At 40.1% G+C, this 14,699-nt stretch carries 11 protein-coding genes; 9 read left to right on the top strand and 2 right to left on the bottom strand.

The window, feature by feature from the left end; translation table 11 throughout:
- Complete coding sequence (locus GSQ74_RS11900) at window positions 1-1,149, top strand: hypothetical protein (RefSeq protein ID WP_158993512.1); 1,149 nt, start codon at window positions 1-3, stop codon at window positions 1,147-1,149.
- Between the two features lie 76 nt (window positions 1,150-1,225).
- Here the strand turns inward: GSQ74_RS11900 and GSQ74_RS11895 are convergent, their stop codons facing one another.
- Window positions 1,226-2,407, bottom strand: coding sequence for an AIR synthase related protein (locus GSQ74_RS11895; protein ID WP_216846725.1), 1,182 nt, complete (start codon window positions 2,405-2,407; stop codon window positions 1,226-1,228).
- 48 nt (window positions 2,408-2,455) lie between these two features.
- On the opposite strand from GSQ74_RS11895, the gene GSQ74_RS11890 reads away from it, so the two are divergent.
- Entirely contained in the window at window positions 2,456-4,261 is a 1,806-nt protein-coding gene (locus tag GSQ74_RS11890; RefSeq protein ID WP_158993510.1) for a chloride channel protein, read from the top strand.
- 267 nt (window positions 4,262-4,528) lie between these two features.
- Here GSQ74_RS11890 and GSQ74_RS11885 read toward each other — a convergent pair whose 3' ends face one another.
- On the bottom strand, window positions 4,529-6,700 hold the full coding sequence (locus GSQ74_RS11885) for a glutamine synthetase III (protein WP_158993508.1): 2,172 nt from the start codon (window positions 6,698-6,700) through the stop codon (window positions 4,529-4,531).
- Window positions 6,701-7,269: 569 nt separating this feature from the next.
- Here GSQ74_RS11885 and GSQ74_RS11880 point away from each other — a divergent pair.
- From GSQ74_RS11880 to GSQ74_RS11855, 7 genes are all read left to right on the top strand, one after another.
- On the top strand, window positions 7,270-8,892 hold the full coding sequence (locus tag GSQ74_RS11880) for an ammonium transporter (RefSeq protein WP_158993506.1): 1,623 nt from the start codon (window positions 7,270-7,272) through the stop codon (window positions 8,890-8,892).
- A gap of 140 nt (window positions 8,893-9,032) precedes the next feature.
- The gene (locus GSQ74_RS22885; protein WP_256366296.1) at window positions 9,033-9,155 is read left to right on the top strand and encodes a hypothetical protein; all 123 of its coding nucleotides are present in this window, start codon (window positions 9,033-9,035) and stop codon (window positions 9,153-9,155) included.
- A gap of 21 nt (window positions 9,156-9,176) precedes the next feature.
- A complete protein-coding gene (locus tag GSQ74_RS11875) occupies window positions 9,177-10,226 on the top strand; it encodes a porin (RefSeq protein ID WP_158993504.1) in 1,050 nt (349 codons plus the stop codon).
- Window positions 10,227-10,294: 68 nt separating this feature from the next.
- Entirely contained in the window at window positions 10,295-10,879 is a 585-nt protein-coding gene (locus GSQ74_RS11870) for a DUF4468 domain-containing protein (RefSeq protein ID WP_158993502.1), read from the top strand.
- 177 nt (window positions 10,880-11,056) lie between these two features.
- Window positions 11,057-11,887 (top strand): energy transducer TonB, encoded by an 831-nt coding sequence (locus GSQ74_RS11865; protein ID WP_158993500.1) that lies wholly within the window; start codon window positions 11,057-11,059, stop codon window positions 11,885-11,887.
- A 198-nt stretch (window positions 11,888-12,085) separates the two neighbouring features.
- Entirely contained in the window at window positions 12,086-14,308 is a 2,223-nt protein-coding gene (gene purL / locus GSQ74_RS11860) for a phosphoribosylformylglycinamidine synthase subunit PurL (RefSeq protein ID WP_158993498.1), read from the top strand.
- Window positions 14,308-14,697, top strand: a complete 390-nt coding sequence (locus GSQ74_RS11855) for a VOC family protein (RefSeq protein ID WP_158993496.1) — start codon at window positions 14,308-14,310, stop codon at window positions 14,695-14,697. The genes purL and GSQ74_RS11855 overlap by 1 nt, the downstream gene beginning before the upstream one ends.
- The last annotated feature ends 2 nt before the right edge of the window (window positions 14,698-14,699 follow it).

Raw genomic sequence — 14,699 nt, 5'->3', positions numbered from 1 at the left:
ATGAAAAAAATATATTATTTACTTGCTATCGTGGCGTTAGGTTTATCCGCGTGTCAAAAAGAGCCGGTACTGCAAAACTCGGTACCGCCAAGTACGAAGCAAACTTTGAATATAACATTGCAAACTTCAGATTATCAGAAGTTAACTTCTGGTTACCCGAAAACAGCTTTCTCATTTGATGATGTTGCTGATGCGAATACTTATATCCCGCAGATATTAAGCGCGGAATATTTGACTGCAGCAAATGGTTCAATAGCAAATGTTACTTATAATCAAACTTCACTTTACTTTAAAGCCGCTGATAGTATTTATAAAGTAACTACGGCCGGTACTGATACAGGTAAGGATGCTTATTATGCACTTACAGCAGCAGATTACCTGTTATTACCGGGTAACAAATATACCGACTTTAGTGTAGCGCAAATGCTTACCTGGTTGCCTTATAAATTCCCTAACGTAGCTAACAATACAGTTAGAATTATAAGCTGGACTATTTATCCAACAGGTGCTACACCCGCGGTTCCATATACATTCTTATACACTGATGGCGCATGGCGTGCAATATATACCGTACAACCTGCGCAATACACAGCTTTAGGCGTAGGTAAATATGATCAGTTTACTTCAGCATTTACCAATATACCGCAAACTATGGCTGCATTAGTTAATGCTGATGTAAGTATAACCGATACGATCAAGAAAAATGACATTGTGTATGTTAGCTATAACTATTATGTAAGCGCAACTGCAGACTATCAAAGAGTACAACCATTGCAATGGAATGGTACCAGCTTTGTTGCACCATATTCTACAATAGCAACAGGAACATATGTTAAATCAAACGGTACATGGAAACCACAGCCTATTGTTACGCACACTTTAACCACGGCTGATATTGCTATTATCACCAGTTCAAATGTTGCGTCAAGCACAATATTGGCTAATCTTAAATCATATGGAGATTTTGAATCAGCGTGGACACCCGCAGAACTTGATGCTGCATTTATATTAGTTCTGAAAGCTGATTACACGGCACCTGTAGTGGGTACTAATTATCAGGTTGTGTTCCTTTCTTATGTTGGTGGATCTGACGTAAATACTACTTATACTTTCCAATGGGATGGTACTAAGTGGACTGGATTACAATAATTATCATTACTCAAACCTTATAAAACAGAAAAGCCCCGAATTTCGGGGCTTTTCTGTTTTATAATAAAATGTGGTGTTAGTTATAAATAAATTCCCCAAATTCCGATTGGATAGTTACCTGTTTTTTATCAGCAGCCTCAACACGACCAATGATCTGGGCATCTACACCAAAACTTTTTGATATGTCAATCAGGTCTTGTGCAATTTCCTGCGGCACATATAATTCCATGCGGTGGCCCATATTAAATACCTTATACATTTCCTGCCAGTTGGTTTTTGACTCTTCCTGTATCAGTTTAAACAAAGGAGGCACCGGGAATAGGTTGTTTTTGATGATATGCAAGTCATCAATAAAGTGTAATACTTTGGTTTGCGCGCCGCCACTGCAATGCACCATGCCATGTATCTGGCTGCGATAACCATCCAGCATTTTTTTGATGATAGGGGCGTAGGTACGGGTGGGAGATAATACCAGTTTACCCGCGGTTATAGATTGGCCGTTGCCAATATCAACCATATCGGTTAATTTTTTACTGCCCGAGAATACCAGATCAAATGGTACAGCCGCGTCATAGCTTTCCGGATATTTTTCAGCTATTGATTTATTAAAAACATCATGCCTTGCCGAGGTAAGGCCGTTTGAGCCCATCCCGCCATTATATTCTTTTTCGTACGTAGCCTGCCCGTATGAGGTAAGGCCAACAATCACATCCCCGGGTTTAATATTATGGTTTGATATTACCTCATCACGTTTCATGCGGCAGGTAACGGTGGAATCTACAATAATAGTGCGAACCAAATCGCCCACATCAGCCGTTTCGCCACCGGTTGAGTAAATACCTATGCCCGCATCTCTCAACTCAGCCAAAATCTCTTCTGTGCCATTGATGATAGCTGCGATAACATCACCCGGAATAAGGTTTTTGTTTCTGCCGATGGTTGATGACAGTAAAATATTATCAATAGCACCCACACAAAGCAGGTCGTCAAGGTTCATGATGATAGCATCCTGCGCTATGCCGCGCCATACAGATATATCACCTGTCTCTTTCCAATAAGTATAGGCCAGTGACGATTTTGTACCCGCGCCATCGGCATGCATAATATTGCAATACGCGTCGTCGTTGGTTAATATATCAGGCACTATTTTGCAAAAGGCTTTCGGAAAAATACCCTTATCGATATTTTTAATTGCATTATGTACATCATCTTTTGATGCAGATACGCCTCGGAGATCATATCTTTGCGAAGAAATCATGGGCAAATATAGTGCTTATTAACTTTTATCAAACTCAAATCAACTACTTTGCAGTATCCGGGGTACATTAGGTTAGCAAAAAGAGTCGCCAACAAAATAAATAAGTGGCGTTTAAAAAGGAACATACAGCGTAATTTTCTTATTTATTGTAGTGTTGTAGTTGGGCTTTTAGGCGGTTTAGCCGCTATTTTATTAAAGTATGTTGTAGGTTTAATGGAAGAGCTGAGCAAGGATATTGCCGCTCATTTGTATTATCATTTAGCTTATGCATTTTTACCGGCGCTAGGTATCTTGCTTACTGTTTTTTACCAGCATGTCATCAACCGCGATCATATTGAAAAAGGTATTGGCCGTGTTATCATCAACATAAAACGCAACCGCTCAAATATTAAGATTAATAATGTCTATGCACACCTGGCTACAAGCTCATTAACGGTTGGTTTCGGAGGCTCGTCAGGTCTGGAAGCGCCAATTGTAGTAATGGGCGCGGCATTGGGTTCAAATACAGGCAAATTTTTCAATCTCAGCCCATACGAAAAAACAGTTTTAATAGCTGCGGGCGCTTCGGCAGGTATTGCCGCGGTATTTAACAGCCCCATTGCAGGTGTATTGTTTTCATTAGAGATATTGATTGGCGAGATAACTATCCCCACGTTTATTCCTTTATTAATAGCTTCGGCAACAGGTGTGGTGGTATCCAAATTGTTGTACTCAGGCCAGCTTTTTCATCTGGTAACAGGTGGCTGGGTTTTAAATGCGATACCGTTTTATGTAATACTTGGTTTATTCAGCGGGTGGATTTCGGTATATATATCTAAGGTGGCCGGTATATTGGAGCATGGCATATTTAAAAAATATAACCGCTATCAAAGAGCGTTATTCGGCGGTTTAATATTAGGGGTTATCATTATGATATTCCCGGCTTTATTTGGCGAGGGCTATAGCCACTTACAAGGCATATTAAATGGTAATATTGATGCCTTAAAAAATGAAACATTATTTACTAAGTGGTTAGATTACCCACTGGTAATGTTGTTGTTTATAGCAGGGTTGGTATTTATGAAAATTGTGGCAGCAGGCATTACAATCGGCTCCGGGGGGAATGGTGGTACATTTGCCCCAACAATGTTTACAGGGGCTTTTTTAGGATTATTTGTAGCCTTTGCAGTAAATCAAACAGGTTTAGTGCATTTAAGTGTAAGTAATTTTATAGCGGTAGGCATGGCAGGCGCTTTAAGCGGTGTAATGCATGCACCGTTAACGGCTATATTCCTTATTGCCGAAATAACAGGCGGTTATGTATTGTTTATTCCGTTAATGATTGTTTCGGCAATATCCTATGTTATATCCCGCATATATAATCCATACAACATGTACTGGAAGGAGTTGATCCACGAACAAAAACTGTACCCCGACCATGATTTTAATATGCTTGATGCCATTAGGTTAGATAGCATTATTAATAAAAGCTCTAACGTGTTAAACAAATCGATGTTAATCAGCGATTTTTATCATATCCTGTCAAATACCGATGCGAATATTTTTGCTGTTTTGGATGATGAAGGGGAAATGGATGGTGTGATCTTGATGGATCAGGTTCGGAAACAATTGTTTAACCAAAGGGAGTCTTCCGCGACGATTGAAGAGATCATGACCCCACCGCCCACTATAATTGATTATTACCAGCCTGTAAGCAGTATTATGGAAGTATTTGATGCACTGGATGCCTGGCAGCTTCCGGTAGTTAAAGATGGTGTGTTTTTAGGTTTTATATCTAAATCAGCATTACTTTCCAAATACCGTGATCTGATCATCAAGCAACATAAGGAAACAGATCTTTTCGCTAAGATATAGTCTGAATTAGTCTGAACCAGGATTAAACGGATTTTTTGGATTTGCAGGATATTACATATGTCATTGCGAGGAACGAAGCAATCGCATATAGACAAAGCGAATATGCATAGCTCGCGATTGCTTCGTTCCTCGCAATGACATTCTTTTTAGACAGCTTCTTTATTATAGTTTCCGCAGGGTTTTCTGAAAGAAACCCTGGACTGTCTGAAAATCGAAGATCAATATCCTGAGAATCCAAAAAATCCGTTTAATCCCGGTTCAGACAACTTATATAAACAGCAACTCCCTAAACTTAGGCAGCGGCCATACCGAGTCATCAACAAATTGTTCCAGCTTATCTACATGGTAGCGTATCGGCGCGAAATAGGTTTTTACCTTTTCATCATAAGCAATAGCCTTATTACGTAAATTCTCAATGTTATTGGCTTTTTTACGTTCCTGCACCATGGCGTCTACATCAGTGCGGATAGCGTTAATATGTTCCGATATTCTGGTGATAATATCCAGCTGGGTTTTGTATAACTCTGCCGATAAGCCAAGTTCTTTTAATCCCTTAACATTTTCAATCAATTTGGTTTGGTAGGATAGGGCGGCCGGTAAAATAACATTGTTGGCAAGCTCACCCATCACACGGGCCTCTATCTGTAATTTTTTGTAGAAGCTTTCCAATAAAATTTCATGGCGGGCATGCGCTTCGCGGGAAGTGAATAAACCAGTTTCTTTAAATAATATCTCTGATTTTTCCGAGATCATTACATCAAGCGCTTTAGGCGTAGTTTTGAAGTTTGATAAACCTCTCTCTTCAGCAAGCTTTTCCCAATCGTCGCTATAACCATTGCCCTCAAAGCGAATCTTCTTTGATTCTTTAATGTAGCGTTTGATGATAGTTAATATCGCCACATCTTTTTTCTCGCCTTTCTTTAGTAGTTTATCAACGTCAACCTTAAACTTTTTAAGCTGATCGGCCACGATAAGGTTAAGCGTGGTCATAGGTGCTGCCGAATTAGCCGATGAACCCACCGCGCGGAACTCAAACTTATTCCCCGTAAATGCGAATGGCGATGTACGGTTCCTATCAGTATTATCCTTTAATATCTGTGGTATTTTAGGGATGCCCTGCCATAATAAAGCATCGTCCTTAATTATTTTGCTGATCCTTGATGTTTCTATCTCGTCCAATACTTCGCTCAGTTGGCTGCCTAAAAATATCGACATGATAGCTGGTGGCGCTTCGCTCGCCCCTAAACGATGGTCATTATTAACCGATGCGATGGATGCCCTTAGCAAATCCGCGTGCTCATATACAGCCCTGATGGTGTTTACAAAGAAAGTAAGGAACATCAGGTTGTTTTTAGGCGTTTTACCCGGCGATAACAAGTTTTTACCGGTATTGGTAATCAACGACCAGTTATTATGCTTGCCCGAGCCGTTGATGCCCGCATATGGTTTCTCGTGTAGTAGTACTTTAAAGTTATGGCGTTTAGCTACCCTGTCCATCAAATCCATTAATAGTTGGTTGTGGTCAATAGCTAAATTTATCTCCTCATATATAGGCGCGCATTCAAACTGCGATGGCGCAACCTCGTTATGGCGTGTTTTAAGCGGGATACCTAATAATAAGGCTTCGGTTTCCATATCCTGCATAAAGGCATACACCCGCTCAGGTATCGATCCAAAATAATGATCCTCCAACTGCTGATTTTTAGCCGACATATGCCCGAATAATGTACGGCCGGTTAAATGCAGATCGGGGCGTGCATTATATAAGGCTATATCAACCAAAAAATACTCCTGCTCAATACCTAATGATGCATTTACTTTTTCGATGCTTTTATCAAAATAATGGCAAACATCAATAGCCGCTTTATCTAAAACACTTAATGCCTTTAGCAATGGTACCTTATAATCAAGCGCTTCACCTGTATAGGATACAAACACAGTTGGTATACATAAGGTACGCGCCATTATAAATGCCGGGGACGATGGGTCCCAGGCAGTATAGCCACGTGCTTCAAAAGTATTGCGTATGCCTCCGCTTGGAAAGCTGGATGCATCCGGCTCTTGTTGCGCCAAAGCATCGCCCGAAAACTTTTCAATCCCGGTACCATCTTCTGATGGTTCAAAAAAAGCGTCATGCTTCTCGGCCGTAGTGCCGGTAAGCGGTTGAAACCAGTGTGTATAATGTGTAGCACCCTTGCCTAATGCCCATGATTTCATAGCCGATGCTACTTGCTCAGCCATATCCCGGGGGATGGGCTCGCCTTTTTCTATTGAATTGATAATTCCCTGGTAAGCATCCGTTGAAAGATACTCCTTCATTTTCTTTTTATCGAAAACATTGGCACCAAAAAAATCTGAGATTTTTTGAAAAGGTATTTTTACTTCAGGTATCGTCCTGCTCTGTACGGTCCTGAGCGCTTGAAATCGGATGTTAGACATGTAAGGGTTTTTAAATTATTCGGTTTACATCAAAAATAGAATTATCATTTAAATTTTATAGAGTGTTTTAATCTAAATTAAATAGCGTCGTTTTTTTTCGATAAAAATACAATTTTTCAATTTTTTATAAATTTATAACAGTTTTTTATGCTATTTTAAGTTTTGTGGTCCTTGTTTTGTCTTAAAATGCACTGATAATTAATAAATTTATTAAAAAAACGACACTGTTTACCAAAAAAGCTGACTTTAAGTGAATTTTGATTGTTAATTTTATAATTACTTTTTGTTAACAGATAAAAACTTTTTAAAATCGACCTTTAAATTACCATGTTTTTTAAAATATTGATAAATATTTAAATTTTAACAATTTTTTTGCTGTTAAAATTTGTTTTTGTTAAATTTCATGCATAGTTTTATGAAAGTTTTAAAGAAAGAATGGTTTAACTAATACTTTTGATAAAATTAACGCAAAAATAGACTCTGATATTTATGAAAAAATGCAACCCACTTACATTTTTATATAATTAAACTAAAAACAATCAAATCAAACTAAATTAAACAAACAAACGATGAAAGTAAATTCTACAAAGCACAACTTACTCAGCTCGCTCAGGCAGCTGACGCGGGAGAAATGGGCGCTGGGTGCGACCATTTTTACAGGGAAAATGTTGGGATTACTGGCAGTTTTGGTTGCAATGGTAACATTGCCCGGCTTGCTTGGTACTACAGCACATGCCGCAGCCGCTGCACCTCCAAAACCTACCGATCTGGAAACATCAATGATGAATTCAATCAACACAGCATGGACATTAGTAGCAGCATTCCTTGTATTTGGTATGCAGGCTGGTTTCGTTATGCTTGAGGCTGGTTTTGCCCGCAAACGCGAAACTGTTAACGTTTTGATGGAGTGTATGTTCGACACCTGTCTTTGCGGTATTTTATTTTACGCTATTGGCTACGCGTTTATGTTTGGTTGGGGCAATGGCTTCATCGGCTGGCATGGAGATCCTTCATTGAAAGCTGACGGATCATGGTTCTTTTTACAAAATACCCCTGCAACCTATTCAGGTACAGGTATCCCTGTAATTGCGCATTGGATATTCCAGTATGCTTTTGCTGATACTTGCTCAACAATTGTTTCAGGCGCGATGATTGGCCGTACCAGTTTCCGTGGAGATATTCTTTACTCTATTGGTATCACAGGCTTTATCTACCCAATTATCGGTCACTGGGCTTGGGGTCCTGATGGATGGTTAGCTTTAATGGGCTCAGCCGGACATTTCTACGCTGCTTTAGGTCAAGGTTTCCGCGATTTTGCAGGTTCTACCGTAGTACACACTATTGGCGGGGTTGCTTCGCTGGCAGGAGCTATAGTCTTAGGCCCACGCTTGGGCAGGATATTCGCACGAGATGATAAAGAAAAAGGCGGTATGCCAGCAGGGCACAATATGCTTATGGCTGCTGTAGGTACATTTATACTGTGGTTTGGCTGGTACGGTTTCAACCCTGGAAGCTCACTTTCAGCAATGGATGCTCAAGGTATAGGCCGTATTGCTACTAATACTACACTTGCAGCTTGCGGTGGCGGTATGACTGCCATGTTTGCTGGCTTATGGTGGGGTACTACTAAAGGTAAATTCGATTTGGGTTTCACCTTGAACGGCACTTTAGCAGGCCTTGTTGCTATCACTTGCCCTTGTTATTGGGTTAGCCCGCTTGGTGCCTTATTATTAGGTGGTATTGCAGGTTTCGTAGTGTTTGGCGGTATGTATTTGTTAGAGTGGTTACGTATTGACGATCCAGTTGGTGCAGTTTCGGTTCACGGCTTAGCTGGTATCTGGGGTACATTATCTCTAGGTTTATTTGCAACCGGCGAATACGGTGTTACCGGCCCAACAGGTGCTGATACTACTGCTCCTAACCTTGTAAAAGGTTTGTTTTACGGTGGCGATGCAAGTGTCCTTAAAGCGCAGGCTATAGGTACATTTACAATAGCAATCGCGGTGTTTGTTATAACTTATGTTATGATGTACGTTATTAATAAATTACCACATCCTTGGAAACTACGTGTTGAAGAACATGGTGAATTAAGCGGCCTTGATATATTTGATCACGGTGTGGAAGTTTACCCAGCACAAGATGATGAGATCAGCATAAACGGATTGTTCGAAAAATCCACTGTATCTGCATAACACATTATTATATACCCTGCGCGTTAATCGCGCAGGGTTCTTACAGCCCTCTTAGCTTATTAAAAAAATTATCATACACCTTGCCATTTTGGTAAGATAGGCTTCTTATTGTTTTATAAATTTCAACCTGTTTATTATAAATGATTAAAAATGAGCTATTTGATAAGGATTTTAAAATTATGGCATTTGTTTGGTACAGCAAAACACCATCAACTACAACCATGTACTATCTATTCAAAAAATCAACCTTCAACTTATATTAACCCTATTAACTATCCCCAAAAATGAAAAAGAAATTTTTACTTTTATTACTTGCTGCTTCTGCCTTTAGTTATGCCTCAAAAGCCCAGGACACGGTTAAAACCACTGCCGATGCGCCTTTAGTGCTTTACGGATCTGTTGATACTTATTATAAAGATGATTTATCAGGCCATGGTAATAATATTCCAACCAGCTTTGCATCTGATAATAACTCTATATCAATAGGTATGATTGATTTGGGCTTAAAGAAAACCGTTGGCAATGCATCATTTGTAGGCGAATTATCATTTGGCCCGCGTAACGACCAGTCTGTCCCAACTTCAGGTTATCATATCCAAAACTTATATGTATCATACAACCTTACCTCTAAATTGAGTGCAACAGCAGGTTATATGTCAACATTTATTGGTTATGAGGTAATTTCTCCAACAGGAAACTTTAACTATTCAACTTCTTACCTGTTCACTAACGGCCCGTTCCAAAATGCAGGCTTTAAACTAACTTATGCATTTAGCGATAAAGTAAGCTTAATGGCAGGTATATTTAATGATGAGTGGAATGCTTACACATCAGAACATGATGTATCTACATTTGGCGTCCAGTTAACCATCACACCGGTTAAAAACTGGACTGCTTACTTAAACGTTGCAACTGGCCCAACCTCAGGTACTGAACTTGATTTAACCACAGCTTACCAAATAACTACTGCATTTAAATTAGGCTTAAATGCTGCTACGTTCTCTCCGTCTCATTATGGTGGTGGTTTCAGCGGTGTAGCATTATATCCGCAGCTAGCTGTATCAAAAGTAGTAACACTTGGTTTGAGAGAAGAATATTTCAAAGCTAAAACCGTAGATGCTGGATCAACCTATGTTCTTGCAGGCCCGCTTCCGGGTGGTTCAGTAATCGGATCTACCTTAACTGCTAACATTAAAGCTGGTCCGTTAACTTTCATTCCTGAAGTAAGGCTTGATAAAGTTAACAAACAAGAATATTCTGCATTTACCAATAGCAGTTTAGCACCTACAACCTCGGCTTCACAATTTGTATTAGCTGCTGTTTACGCATTTTAACGTGACCTCGTTATATTTTTAATGAAAAAGCCGCCCGGATATTCGGAGCGGCTTTTTATCTTTATGACATGAAAAAACTATTTATTGCTTTGTTATGCTTGCTGGCAGTTAAATCAGCAATGGCCCAAAAGGATCTGTTATCAATTGATGAGCACAATAAATATATTTATTACCAGGTTGTACAGCAGCCTGGATTAACGGCGGATACTTTTCAAAATAGAACAGCATATTTTTTAAAGATAAATTACCCCAAGAATAAGGTAAATAAAAGTGAAGCCACTGAAAGCATTACCGGTACAGGGAAATTATTGATGCTTACCGGAATTAGCGCTGCCAAACATATTGATGGCGAAGTGAGATATTTCTTTAATATTGAATATAAGGATCAAAAGTATAGGTACTGGTTAACAGATTTTGTTTTTACACCTTATTATGTCGATCGTTATGGTAATTCGGTACCGCAGCCGGGTATTGATATTCCTTTAGAAAACGGCGCAGCTAAATTAGAGAAAGGGCAATTAAATAATTACTCTATTCAAATAAGTAATTATAGCAAGCAATTTGGCGACAAGTTAAAACAGTATATGCTGATGGTTTCGGCAGCGCCAATTAAGAGCGATAAGAAAAAAGTTATTACAACAAAAGATTGGTAATAAGTAGTTTAACATACTTTTAACAAAGCTGCATAAAAAATATGTGGCTTTTTTTATGGAATTAACTTAATAAAATCATCCTATGTTAAAAAGTGTTAAACCAGGATGGATTTAATGCATATGGTAAAATATGTAGTAGGTAAAAAGCGTTTTATTTAAAATTTAATTTCACAAACCATGCTTATCTCAAAATTTGATTTGTACAAGTCTGAGTGGCTCGAACTTGTATTCGACAACCGTAACAAACAATACGGCGCCTATGAATTAAGGCAACACAACGGGCGGACAATGGTAAAGGCGATGCTAATTGCTTTTATAAGTGTTATTTCTGCCGTGTTAATTTTGGGGTTTTTAATTAAGCCAGCGGTAACCAAAGCCGTTGAAGTTTTTAAAAACACGCCTGTGCATCTTTCAACATATATTAAACCGCCGGTAGTTATTCCGCCCAAACCTTTAAATCATATTAAAGCATCAGTGGCGCCTGTAATATCAACGCCAACCACTATGCATCAATCGGCGCCGCTAGTTGTGGTTGAAGACCATAAGGCAATAGATCCTCCAAAAAATAAGGATCTGGAAAGCGGTGCAATTGGCCCTATCGATATGAAAGGCTCTGCAAATGCACCTGCAACCAATGCCGGACCTGCTACAGGCCCTGCGGTCCCTGGGGTAGAAAACGCAACGGTAACAGATTTTAAATCTCTTGAGGTGATGCCTGTTCCATACGGTGGAGCATCTGCATGGTCGAAATTTCTAAGTAAAAACCTGCGTTACCCCGATATGGCCATCGATCAACATATTCAAGGTAAAGTTTGGGTGAGTTTTATCATCGAAGCAGATGGGAGGCTATCAAATTTTAAAGTTGAAAGAGGGGTTGGCTACGGATTAGATGAAGAAGCCCTGCGCGTTTTAAAACTGGCACCTGCCTGGAAACCGGGCATTCAAAATGGTCATCCGGTAAGGGTGCAATATACTATCCCCATCAATTTCCAACTAACAGACGAATAATAGCACCGGGACAATTATATAAGGTGAAAGGATAAAGGTAAAAGACGAAAGGTTTTACCAGGTTCTTTCACCTTTTTTATCTTATTTATTTTTTAATAACCTTTCACCTTTCGCCTTTTACCTTTTACCTCACCTTTTCTTTCCCTTTTCCGCCTTTTTCCCTACCTTTGCGCATCCTTTCAAATAAATAAAAATACATTGGAGCACCTGGAATTAACCACCGTTGAAACCGCCAAAGATTTAGGCCTGTTACCCGAAGAATACGATCGTATAATTGAAATAATGGGCCGAGTTCCCAATTTTACCGAACTTTCCATCTTCTCGGTAATGTGGAGCGAGCATTGCTCATATAAAAACTCAATCACCTGGCTAAAAACCTTACCTAAAGACGGCCCACGTATGCTGGCTAAAGCAGGCGAAGAAAATGCCGGACTTGTTGATTTAGGCGATGGCATTGGCTGTGCTTTTAAAATAGAATCACATAACCACCCATCAGCGTTAGAACCTTATCAAGGTGCAGCAACAGGTGTAGGCGGTATAAACCGCGATATATTTACCATGGGCGCAAGGCCAATTGCGCAATTAAACTCATTGCGTTTTGGCGATCTTGCATTGGACCGTACCAAATGGTTGGTTAAAGGCGTAGTTAAAGGTATCAGTCATTACGGCAATGCTTTTGGTATCCCAACTGTAGGCGGCGAGTTGTTTTTTGACGAGTGCTATAATGTTAATCCTTTAGTAAACGCTTTTTCGGCAGGTATAGTTAAAGCAGGCGAAACTGTTTCTGCAACATCATATGGTGTGGGTAACCCGGTTTACATTGTAGGTTCAGCAACCGGTAAAGATGGTATACATGGTGCGGCTTTCGCATCTAAAGATATAACCGAAGATTCGGTAAATGATCTGCCTGCTGTACAGGTAGGTGATCCATTCCAGGAAAAACTATTGCTGGAAGCAACACTTGAAGTAATTAAAACAGGCGCGGTTGTAGGTATGCAGGATATGGGCGCTGCTGGTATCATCTGCTCAAACTCCGAAATGTCGGCCAAAGGCGAGCATGGTATGCGTATCGATTTAGATAAGGTACCAACCCGCCAGGAAAACATGAAACCTTTCGAGATCCTGCTTTCTGAATCACAGGAACGTATGTTGATCGTGGTACACAAAGGCCGCGAAGCAGAAGTAGAAGCTGTTTTTGATAAATGGGATTTAAACTGCGCCATTATTGGCGAGGTTACCGACACCCAACGCCTGCAATATTATGTTAAAGGCCAATTAGTGGCTGATGTACCTGCTGACGATTTAGTTTTAGGTGGAGGTGCACCGGTTTATGAGCGTGAATACAAAGAACCTGCTTACTTTAAAAAGAACCAGGAATTTAAAATAGAAGATGTAAAGGAGCCTGCTGATTTAGTAGCGGTTGCCGAGCATTTAATATCACATCCAAACATTGCTTCAAAACGTTGGGTAACTGATCAGTATGATTCAATGGTAGGTGTGTCAACCATGACCACCAATCGCCCAAGCGATGCTGCTGTGGTAGCAGTTATGGGTACTGATAAAGCAATCGTTATTACGACTGATTGTAACTCCCGCTACGTTTACGCCGATCCTAAGAAAGGTTGCGAAATAGCGGTAGCCGAAGCCGCACGTAACATTACCTGCGCCGGTGGTGAGCCCGTTGCGATAACTAACTGCTTGAACTTTGGTAACCCATACAATCCTGAAGTTTACTGGCAATTTGTAAGTGCCATACAAGGCATGAGCGCTGCTTGTCTCAAATTTGAAACTCCGGTTACTGGTGGTAACGTGAGTTTCTACAACCAATCTGCCGATGGCGGTTCTGTTTTCCCTACACCAACTATTGGTATGTTAGGGGTAATGGATGATATATCGAATTTAATGACCTCGGATTTTAAACAACCGGGTGATTTAGTTTACCTGATCGGTGAATCTGTTAACGATATCGCTTCATCACAATACTTAGCTTCATGGCATAAAATATTGGCTGCCCCGGCACCATATTTTGATCTGGATAAGGAATATGCTATGCACCAGGTGATTAAACAACTCATCAAACATAAAGTAATCCAATCGGCACATGATGTGGCTGATGGTGGTTTATATGTTGCTTTGGTTGAATCTGCATTGCCAAACAAATTAGGTTTTGATGTGGAGACCGATAGCGCTATCCGTAAGGATGCATTTTTATTCGGCGAAGCACAGGGCAGGGTAGTAGTAAGTATCGCGCCTGACGATCAGGAACGCTTTATTGAAATGATGGCCACTAGCGAAGTTGAATTTAGCTTGCTAGGTACGGTTAACGCTGGTTTCCTGAATATAGATGAAGAACCATTCGGCCATATTACCGACCTGAAAATGGTTTACGATAACGTATTACACGAAATTTTAGGCGAATAATGCTAAAACTAAACCGGGTACACCACATCGCTATAATTTGTACCGACTACCATAAGTCGAAACATTTTTATACAGAAATACTCGGTTTAAAAATAGTCCGCGAAGTTTACCGCGAACAAAGAGATTCATACAAGCTCGATCTGGAAATTGCAGGACAATACCAGATCGAGCTTTTTTCATTCCCCGACCCACCCGCAAGGCCGTCAAGGCCCGAAGCAGCTGGTCTGCGACATTTAGCTTTTGAGGTTGATGATATTGAAGAAGCCGTATTCCATATTAAAGAATATGGAATAGCTGTCGAACCTATCCGTATAGACGAATTTACAGACAAGCGCTATACTTTCTTTGCTGACCCGGATGGATTGCCGATTGAATTTGTTGAGCTATAATT

The sequence above is a fragment of the Mucilaginibacter sp. L196 genome (assembly GCF_009765905.1).
Lineage (GTDB): Bacteria > Bacteroidota > Bacteroidia > Sphingobacteriales > Sphingobacteriaceae > Mucilaginibacter.
The sequence above is the reverse complement of the archived record's forward strand: the minus strand, read 5'-3'. Positions and strand labels throughout refer to the sequence as shown.

Bases quoted from the DNA above. Each gene is read 5' to 3' on its own strand.
- GSQ74_RS11900 (WP_158993512.1), top strand. From the start codon at position 1: ATGAAAAAAATATATTATTTACTTGCTATCGTGGCGTTAGGTTTATCC.
- GSQ74_RS11895 (WP_216846725.1), bottom strand. From the start codon at position 2,407: ATGATTTCTTCGCAAAGATATGATCTCCGAGGCGTATCTGCATCAAAA.
- GSQ74_RS11885 (WP_158993508.1), bottom strand. From the start codon at position 6,700: ATGTCTAACATCCGATTTCAAGCGCTCAGGACCGTACAGAGCAGGACG.
- GSQ74_RS11880 (WP_158993506.1), top strand. From the start codon at position 7,270: ATGAAAGTAAATTCTACAAAGCACAACTTACTCAGCTCGCTCAGGCAG.
- GSQ74_RS22885 (WP_256366296.1), top strand. From the start codon at position 9,033: ATGATTAAAAATGAGCTATTTGATAAGGATTTTAAAATTATGGCATTT.
- GSQ74_RS11875 (WP_158993504.1), top strand. From the start codon at position 9,177: ATGAAAAAGAAATTTTTACTTTTATTACTTGCTGCTTCTGCCTTTAGT.
- GSQ74_RS11870 (WP_158993502.1), top strand. From the start codon at position 10,295: ATGAAAAAACTATTTATTGCTTTGTTATGCTTGCTGGCAGTTAAATCA.
- GSQ74_RS11865 (WP_158993500.1), top strand. From the start codon at position 11,057: ATGCTTATCTCAAAATTTGATTTGTACAAGTCTGAGTGGCTCGAACTT.
- GSQ74_RS11855 (WP_158993496.1), top strand. From the start codon at position 14,308: ATGCTAAAACTAAACCGGGTACACCACATCGCTATAATTTGTACCGAC.